Source organism: Methylobacterium oryzae, from assembly GCF_036441375.1.
GTDB lineage: Bacteria > Pseudomonadota > Alphaproteobacteria > Rhizobiales > Beijerinckiaceae > Methylobacterium > Methylobacterium oryzae_A.
Map to the genome: position 1 here is coordinate 39137 of NZ_MLCA01000002.1, position 21105 is coordinate 60241.

General features: G+C 70.8%; 18 protein-coding genes. 13 read left to right on the forward strand and 5 right to left on the reverse strand.

From position 1 onward, the window contains the following. Positions 1-9 precede the first annotated feature (9 nt). From MOTC310_RS08545 to MOTC310_RS08605, 13 genes are all read left to right on the forward strand, one after another. A complete protein-coding gene (locus MOTC310_RS08545; RefSeq protein WP_331301510.1) occupies positions 10-915 on the forward strand; it encodes an NAD(P)-dependent oxidoreductase in 906 nt (301 codons plus the stop codon). Between the two features lie 9 nt (positions 916-924). After that, the gene (locus tag MOTC310_RS08550) at positions 925-1314 is read left to right on the forward strand and encodes a cupin domain-containing protein (RefSeq protein WP_331301511.1); all 390 of its coding nucleotides are present in this window, start codon (positions 925-927) and stop codon (positions 1312-1314) included. Next, on the forward strand, positions 1311-2075 hold the full coding sequence (locus MOTC310_RS08555; RefSeq protein WP_331301512.1) for a carboxymuconolactone decarboxylase family protein: 765 nt from the start codon (positions 1311-1313) through the stop codon (positions 2073-2075). Before MOTC310_RS08550 ends, MOTC310_RS08555 begins: the two co-directional genes overlap by 4 nt. An 84-nt stretch (positions 2076-2159) precedes the next feature. Then, entirely contained in the window at positions 2160-2852 is a 693-nt protein-coding gene (locus MOTC310_RS08560) for a GntR family transcriptional regulator (protein ID WP_331301513.1), read from the forward strand. A 276-nt stretch (positions 2853-3128) separates the two neighbouring features. After that, positions 3129-4067, forward strand: a complete 939-nt coding sequence (locus tag MOTC310_RS08565) for a MurR/RpiR family transcriptional regulator (RefSeq protein WP_331301514.1) — start codon at positions 3129-3131, stop codon at positions 4065-4067. Next, on the forward strand, positions 4064-5041 hold the full coding sequence (locus MOTC310_RS08570; protein WP_331301515.1) for an isoaspartyl peptidase/L-asparaginase family protein: 978 nt from the start codon (positions 4064-4066) through the stop codon (positions 5039-5041). The genes MOTC310_RS08565 and MOTC310_RS08570 overlap by 4 nt, the downstream gene beginning before the upstream one ends. Before the next feature lie 8 nt (positions 5042-5049). Next, positions 5050-6963 carry a dipeptide ABC transporter ATP-binding protein gene (locus MOTC310_RS08575; protein ID WP_331301516.1) on the forward strand — a complete coding sequence of 638 codons (1914 nt, stop codon included), beginning with the start codon at positions 5050-5052 and terminating at the stop codon, positions 6961-6963. A 31-nt stretch (positions 6964-6994) separates the two neighbouring features. Then, positions 6995-8542 (forward strand): glutathione ABC transporter substrate-binding protein GsiB, encoded by a 1548-nt coding sequence (gene gsiB, locus MOTC310_RS08580; protein ID WP_331301517.1) that lies wholly within the window; start codon positions 6995-6997, stop codon positions 8540-8542. Between the two features lie 105 nt (positions 8543-8647). Then, complete coding sequence (gene gsiC, locus MOTC310_RS08585) at positions 8648-9568, forward strand: glutathione ABC transporter permease GsiC (protein WP_331301518.1); 921 nt, start codon at positions 8648-8650, stop codon at positions 9566-9568. A gap of 7 nt (positions 9569-9575) precedes the next feature. Then, positions 9576-10478 (forward strand): glutathione ABC transporter permease GsiD, encoded by a 903-nt coding sequence (gsiD, locus tag MOTC310_RS08590; protein WP_007568587.1) that lies wholly within the window; start codon positions 9576-9578, stop codon positions 10476-10478. Beyond that, complete coding sequence (locus tag MOTC310_RS08595; protein WP_331301519.1) at positions 10475-11551, forward strand: DmpA family aminopeptidase; 1077 nt, start codon at positions 10475-10477, stop codon at positions 11549-11551. The genes gsiD and MOTC310_RS08595 overlap by 4 nt, the downstream gene beginning before the upstream one ends. 3 nt (positions 11552-11554) lie before the next feature. Continuing rightward, entirely contained in the window at positions 11555-12370 is an 816-nt protein-coding gene (locus tag MOTC310_RS08600) for a M55 family metallopeptidase (RefSeq protein ID WP_331301520.1), read from the forward strand. A gap of 135 nt (positions 12371-12505) precedes the next feature. Next, entirely contained in the window at positions 12506-14542 is a 2037-nt protein-coding gene (locus MOTC310_RS08605; protein ID WP_331301521.1) for a molybdopterin-containing oxidoreductase family protein, read from the forward strand. A 183-nt stretch (positions 14543-14725) separates the two neighbouring features. Here the strand turns inward: MOTC310_RS08605 and MOTC310_RS08610 are convergent, their stop codons facing one another. The 5 genes from MOTC310_RS08610 to MOTC310_RS08630 form a co-directional block, all read right to left on the reverse strand. Next, the gene (locus MOTC310_RS08610; protein WP_331301522.1) at positions 14726-15862 is read right to left on the reverse strand and encodes a M48 family metallopeptidase; all 1137 of its coding nucleotides are present in this window, start codon (positions 15860-15862) and stop codon (positions 14726-14728) included. Between the two features lie 3 nt (positions 15863-15865). Continuing rightward, positions 15866-17158, reverse strand: coding sequence for a YjgN family protein (locus MOTC310_RS08615; protein ID WP_331301523.1), 1293 nt, complete (start codon positions 17156-17158; stop codon positions 15866-15868). A gap of 220 nt (positions 17159-17378) precedes the next feature. Beyond that, a complete protein-coding gene (locus MOTC310_RS08620) occupies positions 17379-19058 on the reverse strand; it encodes a methyl-accepting chemotaxis protein (RefSeq protein ID WP_331301524.1) in 1680 nt (559 codons plus the stop codon). A gap of 617 nt (positions 19059-19675) precedes the next feature. After that, positions 19676-20098 carry a hypothetical protein gene (locus MOTC310_RS08625; protein WP_331301525.1) on the reverse strand — a complete coding sequence of 141 codons (423 nt, stop codon included), beginning with the start codon at positions 20096-20098 and terminating at the stop codon, positions 19676-19678. Positions 20099-20162: 64 nt separating this feature from the next. Beyond that, positions 20163-21071 (reverse strand): transporter substrate-binding domain-containing protein, encoded by a 909-nt coding sequence (locus tag MOTC310_RS08630; protein ID WP_331301526.1) that lies wholly within the window; start codon positions 21069-21071, stop codon positions 20163-20165. Between the last annotated feature and the right edge of the window lie 34 nt (positions 21072-21105).

Sequence of the window (21105 nt, forward strand, 5' to 3'; positions counted from 1 at the left end):
GGACGCAGCATGAACGGGAACCGGATCGGCTTCATCGGGCTCGGCAACATGGGCGGCCGCATGACCAGCCGCCTGACCGGGGCGGGGATCGATGTGGTCGGCTTTGACACCGACCGGGAGGCCGCTTCGCGCTGGGGCGCGACGGAAGCGGCCTCGATCGCCGCGGTCGTCGAGGCGGCCGACGTGATCCTGATGTCGCTGCCCGACAGCAAGGTGGTCGAGCGCGTGGTGCTGGGCGAGAACGGCGTCCTCGCGGGCTGCCGGGACGGGCAGATCGTCGTCGACCTCAGCACGGCGGCCGCCAGCTCGACGCGCCGCATCGCCGCGGCTCTGGCCGCGCGCGGCGTCGCCTACGTGGATGCGGGCATCTCCGGCGGCGCCGCCGCGGCCGAGAATGGCACGCTGACCCTGATGGTCGGGGGCGATCCGGCCGTGATCGACCGGCTGGGCTGGGTCTTCGCGCCGATCGCCCGGAAGGTCGTCGTGATGGGCGGCTCCGGCGCCGGCCACACGACCAAGCTGCTCAACAACTTCCTGAACGCGGTCAGCCTCGCCGCCACCGCGGAGGTGATGGTCGCGGGCCGGAAGGCCGGCCTCGACCTGCACCGGCTCCTGGAGGTGCTGAACGCGTCGAGCGGCGTCAATTTCGCGACGCTGAACCGTTTCCCGAAGATCGTGGACGGCGACTACCTGGAAGGCGGCCTGACCGGCAAGCTGATGACCAAGGACGTCGTCCTCTACACCGATCTCCTGCACGAGCTCGGCGTCGCCTCCCTCAACGCGGCGGGCCCGATGGCGAGCTTCGGCCTCGCCACAGCGCTCGGCTACGGCGACGTCATCTCCAACCGCGTCGTCGACGCGATCGGCGACGTCTCCGGCGGCGTCCGGCTCCACGGCAACCGACACGAGAACTGAGAGGATACGATGCAGATCTTCCACGGTCGCGAGAACAGCGCGAGATCCGAGAGCCGCGGGCCGACCTTCACCGGGCAGGTCTGGGCCGACCCGGTCATGCCGGCGACGGGCGGCGTGATGATCAACAACGTCTTCTTCACGCCCGGCGCGCGGACCTTCTGGCACGCGCACGCGCAGGGCCAGATCCTGCAGGTGACCGCCGGCAAGGGCTGGATCTGCGTCGCGGGCCAGCAGGCGCAGCCGATCCGGGCGGGCGACACCGTCTGGATCCCCGCGGACGAGCGGCACTGGCACGGCGCGGCCGCCGACAGCTACCTGCTCCACACGGCGATCTCGCTCGGCAAGACCGACTGGCAGGACGAGGTGGTCGAGGCTGACTACGCCGGAGCCACGGCATGACCGGGACCGCGCCGAACCCGGAGACCCTTCGGCACACCGTGCAGCAGCAGCTCGGCTACTGGGACGCCGAGCAGGCGGCTCTGGCCGAGCTGTCTCCGGGCTTCCTCGACGCCTGGGCGCGGCTGGCGACGGTCCCGGTGCGCAAGAACCGTCTCGGCGCCAAGGACCGCGCCCTGATCGCGCTCTCGGCCGCGACGGCCGCGACCCACCTCTACGCGCCCGGGACCCGCCGCCAGATCCGCAACGCCCTCGACGCGGGCGCGACGGTTGACGAGATCACGGAGGTGCTCGCGCTCACGGCGACGCTCGGCATCCACGCCTGCAACATCGGCGTGCCGCTGCTGCTGGAGGTGCTGGAGGAGGCCGGGCAGCGGAGCGGACCGGAACCGCTGACGCCGCGGCAGGAGCAGCTGAAATCCGACTTCACCCGCGACCGGGGCTACTGGCACGCGTTCTGGGACGGTCTCCTCGAACTCGATCCCGACCTGTTCGAGGGCTACCTCGACTTCTCGGCCTGGCCCTGGCGCCACGGCGTCCTGACCCCGAAGATGAAGGAGTTCGTCTACTGCGCCTTCGACGCCGCGGCGACCCATCTCTACGTGCCGGGCCTGAAGATGCACATGAAGAACGCCCTCGGCTACGGCGCGACCAAGGAGGAGCTCATGGAGGTTCTCGAGATCGTCAGCCTGATCGGCATGCACGGCGCGGAGCTGGCCGCGCCCATCTTGCGCGACGAACTGGCGGCGCGACGTCGGGGCTGACGGACGCGCTTCGGGCATGCCTTGCCACCCGACGGCGCGCCATGTCACCCGTTCGGCTCGTCAGTGATCCCCGAACACCGAGCGATGAACAAGATCAGGGCCATCCAGCCGGACACGCTCCGTCGAAAGGTCGAGGACGCGGTCCGCGAGGCCATCACCTCGGGCGTCTACGCCCCCGGCGAGCGGCTGATCGAGCGCGAATTGTGCGAGGGCCTCGGCGTCAGCCGCGCCTCCGTGCGCGAGGCCCTGCGCCGGCTCGAGGCCGAGAAGCTCGTCCATACGGTCCCGCATCGCGGCCCGGTCGTGGCCTCGATCTCGGTCGAGGAGGCGCGGCAGCTCTACGCGCTGCGGGCCGTGCTGGAGGGCTTCGCGGCACACGAATTCGCCACCCAGGCCTCGGATGCCGCCATCCTGCAGTTCGCGCGGGCTGCCGCGGATCTGCGCGAGGCTGCCGGCAGCGGCGACACGGACCGTGTCCTGCGCGCCAAGGGCATCCTGTACGACGTCATGCTCAGCCATTGCGGCAACGATCTCGTCCGCGAGATCCTCCGCGGCTTCTACTCCCGGATCAACCTGCTGCGGGCGACGTCCCTGATGCACCCCGAGCGGCTGCCGCACAGCCTCGCCGAGATCGACGCCCTCGTCGCGGCCTTCCAGGACCGGGACGCCGGGCAGGCGGAGCGGCTGGCCCGCCTCCACGTCACCAACGCGTGCGCGGTCGCCCTGAAGCAGCTCGCGTCGCTCACCGAGCCGGCGACCCTCGACGCAGTGAGCTGACCCGCGCTCCCCGGTCCCACGCTCCATCCGTCGCTCGGCCCATCCGGTGACAGGATCCGGCTGCCGGTGACCGTCGACCGACCGTGATGGGGCGCCGGCGCGCGAAGCCGCCGCGGCGGCGCGGCCCGTGGCGCTTTCGGTGCGCCTTCGATCGACCGATGCAACGCGATGTTTTGTGCAGGGGATGCCACCAGAAGCGGCAGCTCTCCGCTTGCAAATGATCTAAAAATTTCTCACCCTCGGTTCAGTTGATAGTTTTTTATCGAGCCCAGCGCCGTGGTACTGCAACCGGGGGAAGCATCTGTCGCCCAGCGCATCGCGCAGGCTTACCCGTCCCTCAGCGCCGCCCATCGGCAGGTCGCCCGCTTCGTCCTCGATCACCCGCTCCGCGCCGCGACCCTCCCGGTCAACGAGCTGGCGGATCTCGTCGGCGTCTCCGTCGCCACCGCCAACCGGTTCGCCCGCGCCGTCGGCTACGCGGGTTACGCGAAGTTCCGCGCGGCCCTCGTCCTCGGCTACGAGAAGGCGCTCGCCCCGGTCGAGAAGCTGCGCGGCGGCCGGGAGCAGCCCGCGACCGTCTCCGGCATCCTCGACGGGGCCCTGGCCGACATCGTTCGCAACATCGAGGCGACGCGGCGCGGGCTCGACGGCGAGACGTGCGGCCGCGCGGTCGAGGCGATCCGGCAGGCCCGCCGGGTCTACGTCGTGGGCCTGGGCAGCAGCAGCTGGCCGGCCGGCATCCTCGCGCGCAACCTCGACGTGAACCGCGAGGACATCCACCTGCTGGCGACGCTGGAGGGGCCCGGCTTCGCCGCCCGGACCCTGCGCCGGCTGACGGCCGACGACCTGGTCATCGCGCTCGCCACCCCGCGATACTTCGCCGACACCGTGCGGCTGGCCGAGATCGCCCGCAAGCACGGCGCCGCGGTCCTGGCGCTGACCGACGGGCCGCACTCGCCCCTCGTCGCCACCGCCACGATCGCGCTCTACGCGCAGACCGACTGCCACTACTTCGCGGCCTCGGATGCCAGCCTGACCGCCCTCGTCGAGGCCCTGGCGAGCGCCTTCGCCCACGTCACCGTGGACCTCGTCCCGGCGGCGACGCGGGTGACGGAGGCCGTGCTGCCGTGGCTCGACCGCGACTACGCCGCCTGGCCGCCGCAGGGCGGAGCCGACGACCTGCCCGACACCCCGCCTCCGGGAGCCGTTCCATGAGCGACCACCGCCCCGTTCTCGTGATCCACGGCGGCGCCGGGACGATCTTGCAGGGTCAGGACGATCCGGGGGAGGCGCGCTATCACGCGGCCCTCGCCGAGATCCTGGCGGCCGGAGCGGCCTGTCTCGCCGCCGGCGGCAGCGCCCTCGACGCCGTGAGCGTCGCCGTCGACCTCCTGGAGGAGTGCCCGCTGTTCAACGCCGGCCACGGCGCCGTCTTCACGAGCGCCGAGACCCACGAGCTCGACGCCGCGATCATGGAAGGTGCCACCCTACGGGCCGGCGCCGTCGCGGGCGTCTCGCGGGTGCGCCGGCCCGGCCGCGCCGCCCGCGCGGTGATGGAGGCGGGCGAGCACGTCCTCATGGCCGGGGCCGGCGCCGAGGCCTTCGCGCGCCAGCACGGAATGGAGATGGTCGAGCCCGATTTCTTCTCGACGGAGGCCCGCCGCGACCAGCTCCGGCGCGCCCGGGCCGCGGGCCAAGTCGCCCTCGACCACGACGCGGCGTCGGGGCCCCTCGACGAGACCCGCAAGTTCGGCACGGTGGGCGCCGTCGCCCTCGACCGGGACGGCCATCTCGCCGCCCTGACCTCGACCGGCGGCATGACCAACAAGCGTCCCGGCCGGATCGGCGACTCGCCGCTGATCGGCGCGGGCACCTACGCGGACGACCGGTTCGCCGCCGTCTCCTGCACCGGCACGGGCGAAGCCTTCATCCGCGTCGCGGCGGCGCACGATGTCTGCGCGCGCATGGCCTACGGCGGGCAGGACCTCGCGGCGGCGGCCCGGGCGGTGGTCGAGGACGCGCTCCCGGCGGTCGGCGGTCGCGGCGGTCTGATCGCCGTGGACGGGCGCGGGCGGGTCGCGATGCCGTTCAACACGGAGGGCATGTATCGCGGCCTCGTCCGCCCCGGCGAGGTGCCGACCACCGCGATCTTCGGCGATCCCCGCCGCGCCCCGGCCCCCGCGCGCTGAGTTCCGCCATGCCGACCATCGCAGCCGGGACCGCCTCTCCCACCACTCTGCCCGACGGGCGGGTCGTCTCCGTCACGGGCCTCACCGTCCGCTTCGCGACCTCCGAGCGGGTCGTGGAGGCGGTCCGCGACCTGTCGTTCCACGTCGACGCGGGCGAGACCCTGGCGATCGTCGGCGAGTCCGGGTCCGGCAAGTCCGTGACCTCGCTGAGCCTCATGCGCCTCGTCGAGCACGGCGGCGGCCGGATCGCGGCCGGGCAGATGCTGTTCCGGCGCGGCTCGGGCGAGATCCTCGATCTCGCCGCCGCCCCGAACGCCCGGATGCGGGCGATCCGCGGCGCCGAGATCGCGATGATCTTCCAGGAGCCGATGACCTCCCTGAACCCGGTCTTCACCGCCGGGGACCAGATCGCCGAATCGATCCGTGTCCACCAGGGGAAGAGTGCCTCCGCCTCGCGTGCCGAGGCGCTGCGGATGCTCGACCTCGTGCGCATCCCCGAGGCGCGCAACGTCCTCACGCGCTACCCGCACCAGCTCTCCGGCGGCATGCGCCAGCGCGTGATGATCGCCATGGCCCTGTCCTGCAAGCCGCAGCTGCTCATCGCCGACGAGCCGACCACGGCCCTCGACGTCACGATCCAGGCGCAGATCCTCGAGCTGATCCGCAGCCTCCAGGCCGAGATGAAGATGGGCGTCGTCTTCATCACCCACGACATGGGCGTCGTGGCCGAGATCGCCGACCGCGTGCTGGTCATGTACCGCGGCGACAAGGTGGAGGAGGGGGCGGCGCCCGCGCTCTTCGCCGCGCCGCGCCACGCCTACACCCGGGCGCTGCTCGCCGCCGTTCCCCGTCTCGGCGCCATGGCGGGCAGCGACCTGCCGCGGAAGTTCGACCTGCTGCGGGCCGAGGCCCGGGAACACCCGGCGGGGCAGGGTGCGTCCGCCCCGGTCGACGAATCCCACGACACCGTGCGCACCGGCGCCGGGCCGATCTTGCGGGTGCGCGACCTCGTCACCCGGTTCGACATCCGCGGCGGCCTGCTCAACCGCGTGCGCCGCCGCGTCCACGCGGTGGAGCGCGTCAGCTTCGACCTCCATCCCGGCGAGACCCTGGCCCTCGTCGGCGAATCCGGCTGCGGCAAATCGACGACGGGCCGCTCGCTCCTGCGCCTCGTGGAGAGCCAGAGCGGCCTGATCGAGTTCGACGGCGGCAACATCCGCGACCTGCCCCCCGGGCAGCTGCGCGGCCTGCGGCGCAACATCCAGTTCATCTTCCAGGACCCCTACGCGTCCCTCGATCCCCGCCTGACCGTCGGCTTCTCGATCATGGAGCCGCTGCTGGTCCACGGGATCGCGACGCGCCGGGAGGCCGAGGCGCGGGTGGCGTGGCTGCTCGAGCGCGTCGGGCTGACCTCCGACCAGGCCCAGCGCTACCCGCACGAGTTCTCGGGCGGCCAGCGGCAGCGCATCGCCATCGCCCGGGCCCTCGCCCTGAACCCGAAGGTCATCGTCGCGGACGAGGCGGTGTCGGCCCTCGACGTGTCGATCCAGGCGCAGATCGTGAACCTGATGCTCGACCTCCAGCGCGAGTTCGGCCTCGCCTACCTGTTCATCAGCCACGACATGGCGGTGGTCGAGCGGATCAGCCACCGCGTCGCGGTGATGTATCTCGGCCAAATCGTCGAGATCGGCCCGCGCCGGGCGATCTTCGAGAACCCGCAGCACCCCTACACCCGCAAGCTGATGGCGGCGGTGCCGGTCGCCGACCCGGCCCGCCGGCACCTGCGCGCCCGCCGGCTCCTGACCGACGAGATCCCGAGCCCGGTCCGGGCGCTCGGCGACGAGCCGCAGGTCGCGCCCCTCGTCGAGATCGGCCCCGGCCATCTCGTCGCCCGCCACACGGTCGGCGGCCTCGCCGCCTGACACCGCCTATCCCCGCCAGCAGGATCGTCCCATGCCCCGAGGTCTGACCATGTTCGAGCGCTTCCTCCTCGCCGCCGGCCTGCTCGCCGTGGCGGCCGCGCCCGCCGCCGCGGCGGGCGACCCGATCCTGGCGATCAGCGGCCAGCCCGAGACTCTCGACCCGTACAACACCAACACGACGCTCACGACCGCCGTCACCAAGTCGTTCTACGAGGGCCTCTTCGGCTTCGACAAGGATCTCAAGGTCCGCAACGTCCTGGCCGAGAGCTACGAGACCTCGCCCGACGGCCTCGTCTACACGTTCAAGCTGCGCGAGGGCGTCAAATTCCACGACGGCACGACGTTCGACGCCGCTGCGGTGAAGGCCAACCTCGACCGCGTCCTCGACCCTGAGAACCACCTCGCGCGGTACAACCAGTTCAACCGCATCAAGACGATCGAGGTGCTCTCGCCCACGAGCCTGCGCATCACCCTGAAGGAGCCCTTCGGGCCGTTCATCAACTCGCTGGCCCACGCCTCGGCGGCGATCATCTCGCCCACGGCCCTGAAGAAGTACGGCAAGGACATCGCCTTCCACCCGGTCGGAACCGGGCCGTTCACCTTCGTCGACTGGAAGCAGACCGACTACGTCAAGGGCGCCAAGTTCGCCGATTACTGGCAGGCCGGCTTCCCGAAGGTCGACACCATCACGTGGAAGCCGGTGCCCGAGAACGGCACCCGCGCCGCCATGCTGCAGACCGGCGAGGCCGACTTCGCCTTCCCGCTGCCCTACGAGCAGGCCAAGATGCTCGAAGCCAGCAAGAAGCTGAAGATCGAGGTGCACGCCTCGATCATCGAGCGGTATCTCAGCATGAACGTGCTGCAGAAGCCGTTCGACGACCTGCGCGTCCGGCAGGCGATCAACTACGCGATCAACAAGGAGGCGTTGGCCAAGGTCGCCTTCTCGGGCTACGCCTTCCCCGCGCAGGGCATCGTCCCGCAGGGCGTGCGCTACGCCCACAAGATGGATCCCTGGCCCTACGATCCGGCCAAGGCGCGCCAGCTCCTGAAGGAGGCCGGCTACGCCAACGGCTTCGAGGCGACCCTCTGGAGCGCCTACACCACCACCACCGCCCAGAAGGCGATTCAGTTCCTCCAGCAGCAGCTCGGGCAGGTCGGCATCAAGGTGCAGACCCTGGCCCTGGAGCCCGGCCAGCGCACCGAGTGGGTGCAGACCGCCCCCGACCCGAAGACCGCCCGCGTCCGCCTCTACTATGCCGGCTGGTCGTCCTCGACCGGTGAGGCCGACTGGGGTCTGCGGCCTCTGCTGGCGACGGAGGCGTGGCCGCCCAAGCTCAACAACACCGCCTACTACAGCAACGCGGAGTTCGACGCCCTCCTCGCCAAGGCGCTGGTCTCGACGAACGACGCGGAGCGGGCCGAACTCTACGCCAAGGCCCAGGAGATCGTGATGAAGGACGCCCCCTGGGCACCTCTGGTCACCGAGCAGAACCTCTACGCGACCTCCGCGCGGCTCTCCGGCGTCTACGTCATGCCCGACGGCAACATCGATTCCGGCGCGATCGCCGTCGCTCCCTAGCCGCGGATCGCGGACCCCGCGCCGGGCGGCCCGGACGATGGCCGGCCCGGCGCGGAGCTCCCGCGCGATCGCCTCACGGAAACCCCGGATCCCGGGCGCGAGCCTATGCTGACCTTCCTGCTCAAGCGGCTCCTCGGGCTGCTGCCGACGCTGCTGATCGTCTCGGTCCTCGTCTTCCTGTTCGTCCACCTGCTGCCCGGTGATCCGGCGCGGCTGGCGGCCGGGCAGGATGCCGACGCCCAGACGGTGGCCCTGGTGCGCACCGAGCTCGGCCTCGACCGGCCCCTGCCGGAACAGTTCGTGCGGTACTTCGCCAACCTCGCCCGCGGCGATCTCGGCGTCTCGATCCGCACCCGCCGCCCGGTCTCGACCGAGATCGGCGAGCGCTTCCTGCCGACCCTTCTGCTCACCCTCACCAGCATGGCCTGGGCGGTCGCCTTCGGGCTGATCATCGGCATCGTCTCGGCGGTCTACCGCAACGAGTGGCCCGACCGGGTCGGGATGACGCTCGCCGTATCCGGCATCTCGTTCCCCGCCTTCGCGCTGGGCATCCTCCTGATGCAGATCTTCTCGGTCGAGCTCGGCTGGCTGCCGACCGTCGGCGCCGACACGTGGCGGCACTACGTGCTGCCGTCGCTGACGCTCGGCGCGGCCGTGGCCGCCGTGATGGCCCGCTTCACCCGCGCGGCCTTCGTCGAGGTGATCGGCGAGGATTTCGTGCGTACCGCGCGCGCCAAGGGCCTCAAGGAGCGCGTCGTCATCGCCAAGCACTGCCTGCGCAACGCCCTGATCCCGGTCGTGACCATGATGGGCCTGCAGTTCGGCTTCCTGCTCGGCGGCTCGATCGTCGTCGAGGCGGTGTTCAACTGGCCCGGCATGGGCCGCCTGCTCGTCGATGCCGTGAACCAGCGCGACTACCCGGTGATCCAGGCCCTGGTGCTGCTGTTCTCGCTGGAGTTCATCCTGATCAACCTGGTCGTGGACGTGCCCTACGGCCTCATCAACCCGACCATCCGCTACAGGTGAGCCGGCCGTGACCGACATCCTCGTCCCCGCCGCCCCCACCGTCGCGCCCGTCCCCACCGGCATCCGGACGCCATGGTCGGAATTCTGGCGCAAGTTCCGGCGCCAGCGCGTCGCCGTCGTCGCCCTGGGCTTCATCGGCCTGCTGGTCGTGGTGGCCGTGCTGGCGCCGTGGATCGTGCCCTACGACCCGGTCAACGACTTCGACTACGACCGCATCAACGAGGGCCCCTCGCTGGCCCACTGGCTCGGCGTCGATCCCCTCGGGCGCGACATCCTGAGCCGGATCGTCGAGGGCGCGCGGATCTCTCTGGCGACCGGGTTCCTCTCGGTCGCGGTCGGCGGCCTCGTCGGGACCGTGCTGGGCCTCCTGGCGGGCTATTACGGCGGCTGGTGGGACCGGATCGTGATGCGCATGTCCGACGTGCTGTTCGCCTTCCCGGGGATCCTCCTGGCGCTCGGCGTCGTCGCCATCCTGGGCTCCGGGCTCGTCAACGTCGTCGTGGCGGTGTCGGTCTTCAGCGTCCCGGCCTTCGCGCGCCTCGTGCGCGGCACGACCCTGGTCCTGAAGAACAGCACCTACATCGAGGCCGCGCGGAGCATCGGCGCCCCCGACCGGACGATCATCCTGCGCCACATCCTGCCGGGCACGATCTCGGGCATCGTCGTCTACTTCACCATGCGGCTGGGCACCTCGATCATCACGGCGGCGAGCCTGTCGTTCCTCGGCATGGGCGCGCAGCCGCCGACGCCCGAATGGGGCGCCATGCTGAACGAGGCCCGGGCCGACATGGTCTCGGCGCCGCACGTGGCGCTGTTCCCGAGCCTCGCGATCTTCTTCACGGTGCTGGCCTTCAACCTCCTCGGGGATGGCCTGCGGGACGCCCTCGACCCGAAGATCGACCGCCTGTGACCCCGGCCGCCTCCCCGCGCCCGGCTCCCCGCGTCGGCCGCCTGCCGCGGGGCCCGCGCGACGCCATCACCGACGTCCCGGGCGTGGCGGTCGGCCATTGCACGCTGGCCGAGGGCGACGTGCAGACCGGGGTGACGGTCGTGCGGCCGCACGGCGGCGATCCCTACCGGGACCGTGTTCCGGCGGCGGGGGTCGTGCTGAACGGGTTCGGCAAATCCGTCGGCCTGATGCAGGTCGAGGAGCTCGGCGTGCTCGAGACGCCGATCGCCCTGACCAACACCTTCGCGGTGCCGGCGGTGGCCGCCGCCCAGATCCGCGCCGCGATCGCCGATAATCCGGAGATCGGGCGCGCGCTGCCGACGCTCAACCCGCTCGTGTTCGAGTGCAACGACGGCTACCTCAACGACATCCAGCGCATGGCGGTGGAGGCGCCCCACTATCGCGACGCCCTCGGCGCGGCCGGCCCGGCTGTCGCGGAGGGGTCGGTGGGGGCCGGGCGCGGGATGTCGAGCTTCGGGCTCAAGGGCGGCATCGGCACCGCCTCCCGGCGGGTCCGCACGCGCAACCGCGGCCGGTTCACGCTGGGCACCCTGGTCCTGTCGAATTTCGGCAAGCCGTCCCAGATCCGGGTCTGCGGCACGCCGCTCGCCGCCCACCTCCGGGCGGCCGCCGGGGAGCCGGAATCCGGCGCCGAGCCGCCGGAGAAGGGCTCGATCATCATGATCGTCGCCACCGACGCGCCCCTCGACGCGCGCCAGCTCCGCCGCCTCGCCCTGCGGGCCGGGGCGGGCCTCGCCCGGACCGGCTCGGTGTTCGGCCACGGCAGCGGCGACATCGCGCTCGCGTTCTCGACCGCCTACACGGTTCCGCAGGATCCCGCGTGCGCCATGCCGGCGCCCGCCCTTCTGCATGACGCGGAGCTCGACCCGCTGTTCGAGGCCGCCGCGGACGGGATCGAGCAGGCGATCATCCACGCCCTGTGGCGGGCCGAGGCGGTGACGGGCCGCGACGGCCACCGGCGGCACGCCCTGACCGATCTCCTGCCCGGCTGGGCCGATATCCTCGGAGCCTGAGCGATGCGCGTCCTGATCTCGACGGATATCGAGGGCGTCGCCGGAATCTACCATCGCGTCCAGACGACGCCGGGAAATCCCGAGTACGAGCGCGCGCGGCTGCTCATGACGCGCGAGGCCAACGCCGCCATCGCCGGCGCGTTCGACGGCGGCGCGCGGGCGGTGCTGGTCAACGACTCGCACGGCGACTTCCGCAACATGCCCCCCGACCTCCTCGATCCCAGGGCGCAGGTCGTGCAGGGCAAGCCGCGGCCCCTCGGGATGATGGCCGGCCTCGATCAGGACATCGATGCGGTCTGCCTCGTGGGCTACCACTCGCGGGCGAGCGGGCGGGGCATCCTGGCCCACACGGTCAACAGCTTCGCCTTCGCCCGGATCGCGATCAACGGCCAGGAACTCGGCGAGGCCGGCCTCTACGGCGCGCTGGCCGGCGCGCACGGCGTGCCGGTGGCGATGGCGAGCGGCGACGACGTGTTCATCGCCGAGAACCGCGCCCTGCTTCCCGGGACCCGCTTCGTCGAGACCAAGCGCGCGACGGGGCAGAACAGCGGCGTCAGCCTCTCGCCCGCGCAGAGCTGCGCGGCGATCGGCGAGGCCGTCGCGGCGGCTCTTCGGGACAACCGCGCGCGGCCCTTCCGCCTGGACGGCCCCCTGGAGATCCGCGTGCGCGCGCAGACGCCGGCCCTGGCGGATCTGTTCTGCCTGTGGCCGACCCTGCGGCGGGGGGAGGGCAGTGACGTCGCGTTCTCGGCGACGCACGTCGCGGAGGTCGTGCAGGTCATCAACGCCCTGTCGGCGATGTCGAGCGCTCTGCGCTGAACTGTCCTGCGCGCGGACGACGTCGATCCTTCGCGCGGCGGCCGAATTCCGGCCGCGCCTTGCGGACGTCCGGCGGAAGGCCCAGAAGCGCACGGTCCTTGCTTCCCCCATGCCGCTGCCACGGGAGTTCGTCGCTTGGTCCGGACCGTCTGCCCGCACGATTGTCCCTCCGCCTGCAGCCTCGACGTCCAGGTCGCGGACGGGCGCGTCGTCTCCGTCCGGGGGGGTGACAATCCCTACACGGCCGGGGTGATCTGCGCGAAGGTCAGTCGCTACGGCGAGCGCGTCCACCATCCCGACCGGATCCTCCACCCGCTGGAGCGCGCCGGCGCGAAGGGCGGCGGGGCGTGGCGCCGGATCTCCTGGGACGCCGCCCTCGACCGGCTGGCCACGGCCTTCTCGGAGACGGCGGACCGATGGGGACCGGAGGCGGTCTGGCCGTACAATTCCGGCGGGACCATGGGCCTCGTCCAGCGCGACGGCATCCACCGGCTGACCCACGTCATGGGCTATTCGCGGCGCAAGCGCACCATCTGCACGGCGGTCGCGATCGCGGGCTGGAGCGCCGGGGTCGGCCGGATCGCCGGGCCGGATCCCCGCGAGATGGCGCTCTCCGACCTGATCGTGGTCTGGGGCGGCAACCCGGTCAGCACGCAGGTCAACGCGATGACCCACATCAGCCGCGCCCGCAAGACGCGGGGCGCCAAGCTGGTGGTGATCGATCCGTACCGCACCGGGACCGCGGCGGCGGCCGACCTCCACCTCGCACCCCGGCCCGGCACCGACGGGGCCCTGGCCTGTGCGGTGCTCCACGTCCTGTTCCGCGACGGTCACGCGGACCGGGCCTATCTCGCCGCCCATGCCCAGGACACGGCCGCGCTGGAGGCGCATCTGGCGTCGCGCACGCCCGAGTGGGCGGCGGCGATCACCGGGCTGGAACCCGCCGCGATCGAGGCCTTCGCGACCCTCTACGGGAGCACGCCGCGCAGCTACATCCGCTGCGGCTTCGGCTTCACCCGGAGCCGCAACGGTGCCGTGAACCTGCACGCGGTGACCTGCCTGCCGACCGTCACCGGCGCGTGGCAGCACGAGGGCGGCGGCGCCCTCTGGCAGCACGCCGCGATCTTCAACTGGGACAAGACCCTGACGGAGGGCCTCGACGCCAAGGCGCCGGGCGTGCGCGAACTCGACATGAGCCGGATCGGCGCGGTTCTCGCCGACGATCCCGACGCTCTGCAGGGCGGGCCGCCGGTCCGCGCCATGCTGATCCAGTCGGCCAATCCCGCGATCTCCGCGCCCGACAGCGCCCGTGTCCGCGCGGGTCTGACGCGGCCGGACGTGTTCGTCGCCGTGCACGAGCAGTTCATGACCGAGACGGCCGCGCTCGCCGACCTCGTCCTGCCGGCCACCACCTTCCTGGAGCACGACGACATCTACGGGGCCGGCGGCCACAGCCACATCCAGGCAGGTCCCGCGATCCTGGAGCCGCCGGGGGAGTGCCGCTCGAACCACGCGCTGCTCTCCGCGCTCGCCGCCCGGCTCGGCGCGGACCATGCGGGCTTCCGCCTGAACGCCCGGGATCTCGCCGACGCCACCCTGGCGCGCTCCGGCTGGGGCGGCCTCGACGGGCTGGAGGCGGCCGGCTGGATCGACGCGCAGCCGGCCTTCACCGAGAGCCACTTCCTGAACGGGTTCGGCCATCCCGACGGACGCTTCCGCTTCGCCCCCGACTGGGCGGCGCTCGGCCCGCGCGCGGCCGGGATGCCGGGCCTGCCCGATCACTGGCCGGAGGCCGAGCCCGCCGACGCGGAGCACCCGTTCCGCATGATCGCGCCGCCGGCCCGCCAATTCCTCAACGCGACCTTCACGAACGTCCCCGAATCGCTCCGCCGCGAGGGGCGGCCGACCTGCCTGATCCACCCGGAGGACGGCGCGCGGCTCGGGATCGGCACGGGCGATGCCGTCGAGCTCGGCAATGCCCGCGGCCGGGTCCGGCTGCACGCGCGGCTCGCCGAGGGACAGCAGCCGGGTGTCGTGGTGGTCGAGAGCCTGTGGCCGAGCGCGGCCTTCGGGAGCGGCGTCGGGATCAACACGCTGATCGGTTCAGCGCCGGCCGCGCCCAACGACGGCGCCGCCTTCCACGACACCGCGGTCTGGGTCCGGGCGGCCTGAGCCGGGTGCCTGGGCCCTCAGAACCTACGCTCCTCCTCGGGTGCCTCCGTCACAGAAGCCGGGGCGGGCGATCCGGCGGCGATTGGCTGCTTAGGTTCCCGGTAAGGCGACCGGCAGGCCGGGAACGACGGGTCGGACGGCGCTCTCCGGCGCCCGCGCGCCTCACCCCGCCCGCGGGCGAGACTATGGCGCGGCCGTCGTCGCGCTCGGCCCGCAGATGCCCCTGAGCGCGGTCCACGCCCCGCCGGACATGATCTGTCGTTCGGCCGCCGCAGGTCCCGCCTGGGCCCGGATCGCGGCGGCCCGCTCGCGCGTGAAGGGATGGCTGCGGAGCAGGTCCAGCACCTCGCTCTTCCCGCCGTGCTTGTCCTTGGCGATGCGTTCGAGGATGTCGGCGAGCGCCGCGCCGTTGCCGCCCGCGCGGGTCATCAGGTCGACCGCGTAGCTGTCCGCCGCCCGTTCGGCGTCGCGGCTGTAGCCGGCCGAAAGCAGCGCGTCGCCCAGCGCGATGATGATGGTCGAGCCGGTCAGATCCCCGAGGACGAGGCTCAAGAGGAACGAGGTGCCCGACGCCCGGATGAGGGAGCGGGTCGGATCGCGTCTGCGGACATGGCCAAGCTCGTGCGCCAGGACTGCCGCGGCCTCGTCGGCCGATCGCGCCCGCGCGATGAGGCTCGAGAGCACGATCACGCGGGCCCCCGGCAGGGCGAAGGCGTTGGCCGTCCCGTGCCGGCGCACGCTCACGGCCAGTCCCGGAGGCAGTGATCCCTCCGCCTGACCGGCCGCGACGAGGCGGGTGACGAGATTGTCGAGGGTCTCGCGTCCGGCCGGTTCCGCGCAGACTGGCGGGTCGCCGAGGATTCGCAGGATCTGCGGTTCCGCCACCGCTCCGAGCCGCGCCTCGGCCGCCTCCGGCACGAGCGGGGCCAGCAGGCCCGCGATCCGCGGGACGCCGAAGACCGCCACGAGCAGGACCGAGAGGCCCGCCGCGAGGGACCAGAGCACGAGCCGCACAGTCCCGCCCGAGCCCTCCCGACGGTGGAGGTCCAAGCAGCGCGCGGCCAGCGCGGCGGCGAGCGTCGCGTCCGAGAACTCCACGCGGGCCGCCTCGCCGGCAGGGCCGATCCGCATCAGCGGCGGCACCGAGACGGCGGCGCGCAGGTCGAGCAGATTCCAGTCCCGTGCCACGTCGGGCCCGGAGACGCGGAAGCGGTCGTCGAGGCGCAGCGTGACGGGATGGGGCCGCGCGGTGACGCCGTCGAAGTAGCGACCTTCGACCTCGATCGGCGTCGTGTCGGGCGCCCCCCGAGCGCGGGTCAAGCGTCAGAAGCCGATCTGGAGCGCGCCTCCGACGTCGAGCGCGTCGGCGAGGCCTTCCTGCAGGCCGCTACCGGCTCCGCGCGACGAGGCGAGGACGGCGTCCAGGGCCTCGGGGTCGATCACCGTCGTGGTCGTCGCGACCGCCGCCCAGAGCCTGGCCTGCACCACGCGCACGTACAGCACCGCGAAGAGCGGGGCGCCGACGAGGTAGATGAGGACGACGAGCCAGTGGAGCATGCCGAGATCCTTCGCCGCCTGTGCGGCGAAGATCAACAGAGCCGCGACAAGGCCGAGGACGACCAGGAAGCCCAGAAGCGACAGCATGTAGACGATGTAGGGCCAGTAGAACTGGCGCGCCCGGAGGTTCGAGGCGAGCCGCGCACGCCCGAGACTGGCGGCTCGCATGAAGGCCCGCGTCTCCCGGGCGCGGTAATAGGGTATCAGAAGCAGCGCTGCGGGCAGGCAGAATGTGGCGGCGAAGCCGATCGTCCGGAGGATGATGCCGATGTTCGAGGCCGCGTAGGCGGGATTGAACACCGTCTCGCCGGCCTTGCCCCCGGGTTTCGGCACCAGGAGATCCTTGGGCAGGGAGAAATCCGCCGCGACCAGCAGGGCGATGCCGAGCCCGATCAGCGGCCCCAACCCGACGACGTAGAGCAGGAGCCAGGGGCCCAGCACGCTGCGTCCCCGCGCCGTCGAGTGCATCCGGCTGGTGCCGACCAGGGTGTGGTCGATGCGGTAGCGCTCCAGGCTCGCCCGCATGAACGGGAAGGCGAGGCCGAGGGTGATGAGCGTGAGCAGCCACCAGCCGCCCGCGCGCGCCGCGTAGGCGAGACCCGATCCGTCCTGTCCGAGGCGGATGCCGCGCCACAGCGTCCGCGTCGCCCGGTAGCGGCGTCCGCGGAAGAGCGCGAATTGCCCAAGCAGGAACAGGAACACGAAGGAGATCACCACCGAGAACGGGGCGAGCGCGGGCACGACGAGCGAGACCGCGAAGAGCGCGACATAGATCGGCACGAGGATCGCGAGCGCGACGAGGAAGCCGAGAAACAGCTCCTTGCCCGTCCCGACATACTCGGCCGGGGAGCCGTCGAGCGCGGTGCGTTCCCAGAAGAAGCGGCGCAGATTGGTGACGTACCAGAACCGGTAGATCCCGAAAGTCAGCACCGAGAGCAGAAAGCCCTTCAGCGCCAGCCAAGTCAGACCTTTGACCTGCGTGTCGAAGGATACGACGGCCGCGTGCCCGGCCGGACCGCCGCTCCGCATGTCGCTCTGGGTGCCGGTTACGGGATTCATGGGCCGTCGATCGTCCCGTCGCGTTTCACGGCGCGACACTACGGAGCGGGGCCAGCGCTGGCCAGTTCCGCGCGGGCGCAGATCAGTCCCGTCCCCGCAAAGTGGTGTGGCTACCTTTCGAAAGCGGGGGCGTCGTTAACGCGCGGTCACCGTTTCCCAGGCACCGATTGCCGGACCCGATCGGATCACCGGCGCGTCAGGGGTGGAGGCAGCTCACAGACTAGGCAGCTCGAACGGTGGCAAGGAAGCGCGCGACTTGAAGGCCCAAATGCTCCGACTGTTGCGACAGCTCGGAGGCGGATGCCAGGACCTGTACGGCCGCCGCTCCCGTATGCTCGGACGCCTGCGCCACGCCCGTGACGTTGGCCGTGACCTCGCCAGAGCCGGTCGCGGCTTGGCTCACATTGCGCACGATCTCCTGCGTGGCCGCGCCCTGCTCCTCGACGGCGGCCGCGATGGTGGATGCCACGGCGTTCATCTCCCGGATCCGCTCGCTGATACCGTCGATCGCCGCGACGGATTGCAGGGTCGTTGCTTGGATGCGCGCGACTTCGCCACCGATCTCCCGCGTTGCACGAGCCGTCTGCTCGGCCAGCGCCTTCACCTCGGCCGCCACAACGGCGAAGCCCTTGCCGGCGGCACCGGCCCGCGCGGCCTCGATGGTCGCGTTGAGGGCGAGCAGGTTCGTCTGGCCGGCGATGTTGGTGATCAAGCCGGTCACTTCGCCGATCCGCACCGACGCGGCCTGGAGCTCATGCACCAGCGCCGCCGTGCGGAACGCCTCCGCGTCAGCGGCACGCGCCATGTCGGCCGAGCCGTTCACCTGCCGGGCGATCTCCTCGACCGACGAACCGAGCTCCTCGGCAGCGGCGGCGACCGTGCCGATGTTGGTCGAGGTCTGCTCGGCCGCCGCTGCCACGGTCGTCGCCTGGCTCGCGGTCTCGGCGGCGATCCCGGCCATGCTCTGAGCCGTGGCCTGCAACTCGGTCGCCGCGGACGTGACGCCGGCGACGATTCCGCCGACGGACCGCTCGAAACCGTCGGCCATGCCCAGCAGCGTAGCCTTGCGCTCCGCCTCAGCCGTCGCCTTGGCCTCGACCGCTTCCGCCTCGAGTGCGCGAGCCCGCGCCAAGCCGTCCTTGAACACGCGCGTCGCCTCGATCATCCGGCCGATCTCGTCGGTGCGGCGGGTGTCGGGCACGGGCTTGGTGAGATCGCCGGCGGCCAGCGCGTCCATGACGTCGGCCAGTGCGAGCGCCGGCCGCGCAATCCCTCGGCCGATCAGGAAGGCGGTGGTGCCGACCAGAGCGGCTGTGACGAGCAAGCCAGCGAGCAAGCCGAGCATTATCGGGCGCATCTGTGCGGCGGTGTCGTCAGCGTACACGCCGGAGCCGATGATCCAGCCCCACGGCGCGAAACCCTTCACGTAGGAGATCTTGTCGATCGGATGATCGGCGCCGGGTTTCGGCCATTGGTAGGGTACAAAGCCTTCGCCACCAGCCCTGACGAGCTGGACCATCTCCCGGAACAGCAATTTGCCGTTCGGATCGGCCTTGGCCGATAGGTCGCTTCCATCGAGCTCGGGCTTGGTCGGGTGCATGATCATCCGAGGGGCCATGTCGGTGATGAAAAAGTACTCCTGGCTGGCGTAACGCATTCGCTTCACTGCCGCGGCCGCGGCAGCCTGCGCGACCCTACGATCCATCCGACCGGCGCGTTCCTCGGCTTCGAAGTGAGCCAAGATGCCGTGAGCCGCTTCGACGAGGTCGCGGGTTTTGAGCGCGCGAGCGTCGGTGACCGCGCCGTACAGTCCGTGAGCGGCCAATCCGACCAGAGCTACAATACCGATAAGGGCGACGATCGTGATCGACTGGATTTTTCCGGCAACGTTCAGCTTCATGGCCGTGAACCGATATAATGAAAACGTGCGAACGGCAGCCCTCGGCTCAAGCCGATCGGGTGCGTCACGCAGCGTTGGATGGAGCTGGTCTTAGTACGCGATCCCGCCGCGACTTCTTAACTGCGTCGCCGAAAGTGGGGTGCTTCGCCTTTAATTATGCGCGGAACATGAGATGTATTGGTCCATAGACCGACCAAACCTCCGGGCGGTGGCCGCTTTTGTGGCATTTGCAACTGAAAAATGCAGTATTCAGGTCTGGCAATCTCTGACTGAGTAGTTTCTTGTTAAGCCTCCGTCGATGGGGCGCGGACCGCCTCCACGTGGCGGTTTCGCCGGCCTGTCATAGCAAGCAAGGGTTGAAAACATAGCGGCGAACGAAGCCGATCTCTGACAGGTGCTTGCTCCGACTATTCGAAGGCTCCAGATCGGACCGCAGTTAGGCGGAATGGCCCGGATTCCGGTAAGATCGGTGGCCGGTACGACGGTTACATCTGCTTCGATGCATTGCAGCTCGGAAACAGCATGCCTCAATCGATCCTTCCCAGTCATGCCGAGGCGCATGCATGTGGAATAGGATCTGGCCGCGCCTTCGACTATCCCGCCGTCGACGCGAGGATTCACGGCTGAACTTGGCGCCTGAGGTTGTTCGAGATGGCTGCCGGCGGCACCGTGACGCGCGATAGGTTCAGCCACGACGCCGTTGATTGGATCGCCCCGAGCAACCGCTCCATCGTGTCCGCCGGCGCCGCCGGTTCGAGATGCGCCCGCAGGAGCATCAGCACGCCGGCCTTACGGTCCGCCTTCAGGTCGACCCGGGCGACGAGCGCTCCGTCCATGAGACCCAGGCGGGAGAACAGCGGCATGTAGTGGGCTCGCACGAGCACGTTGACGCTGTCGATCTGGAGGAGACCCAGCCGGCCGGTTGCGCGGCGCATCACGGTGGCGCTGACCTCCTGCGGGCGGTGGGGCGAACCGAAGCCCTGAGCCCTCAGCGCGATGCGGCGCGCCTCCAGATCCGAAAGTTCGAGCGTCAGGGCCACTCTCTGGAGCGCGGGCAGGATGCGGGCGAAGGCGCGTACGGATGACCGGGCACTGACCTGAGGCTCAGCGAGTTTGTGCGCGGCTCGGCTCTCTGATGCGGACCTGCAGCGCCTCGCTCATCGGTAGATCCAGGTTGAGCCTCTTGGGCGGAATGGGGTTAAGAAACCACTTGTCGTAGAGCGTCTTGAAGGCGCCGGAGGCCATCTCGGCTCTCAAGGTGCCGTCGACGAGCGCTTTGAATTCCGGATCGTCGCGCCTCAGCATGAGGCCGTACTCATCATCGGTCTGCGCCGCTGCCGGCAGGAACACGAGGGCGGAGGGGTCCGGTGCCGTTGCCCTTGCGCCGGCAAGGAGGACCTCGTCCTCGTACCACGCCGCTGCGCGTCCGGTGCGTAGCATCAGCAGCGACTCGGCATGGTCGCGCCCCTGGAGGATCGTCAATCCGAGTCCCTCGGCAGCGTTCCGCTTTTGAGCCAGCACCATGTTCAACGAGCCCTGCGTGATCACCACGGTGTGCTCGCGCAGGTCCCTCAGGTCGGTGATCCCTGACGTCGGCGTGGTCAGCCAGCGCGGCTGACTGACGAAGGTTGCGATGGAGAAGGCGACCTGCTTCTGCCGCTCGGGCGTGTTCGTCGTGCTGCCGCACTCGATGTCGACCGTCCCGTTCTGGATGAGCGGGATGCGGTTCGAGGCATTCACCGCGACGTAGGCGACCTTCAGCGCCGGCAGGTTGAGGTCCGTCCGGACCCGCTCCGCGATCGCGGCGCATAGATCGAGGGACATCCCCACGGGCTGCTGGTTGGCCCCGAGATAGGAGAACGGGATTGATGCCTCGCGGTAGCCCAGCGTGAGCGTTCCCGACGAGCGGATCTTCTCCAGCGTCTGGCTCGCAGCAAGCGCCGCGTCGAGGCCGGCGACGATTCTCGCGGCCGCGAGGACCACCAGCAGAACATTCCTGCGTCCAGGCATCATGGCAGCGTCTCCCGAAGAGGATTGGCAGGGGATG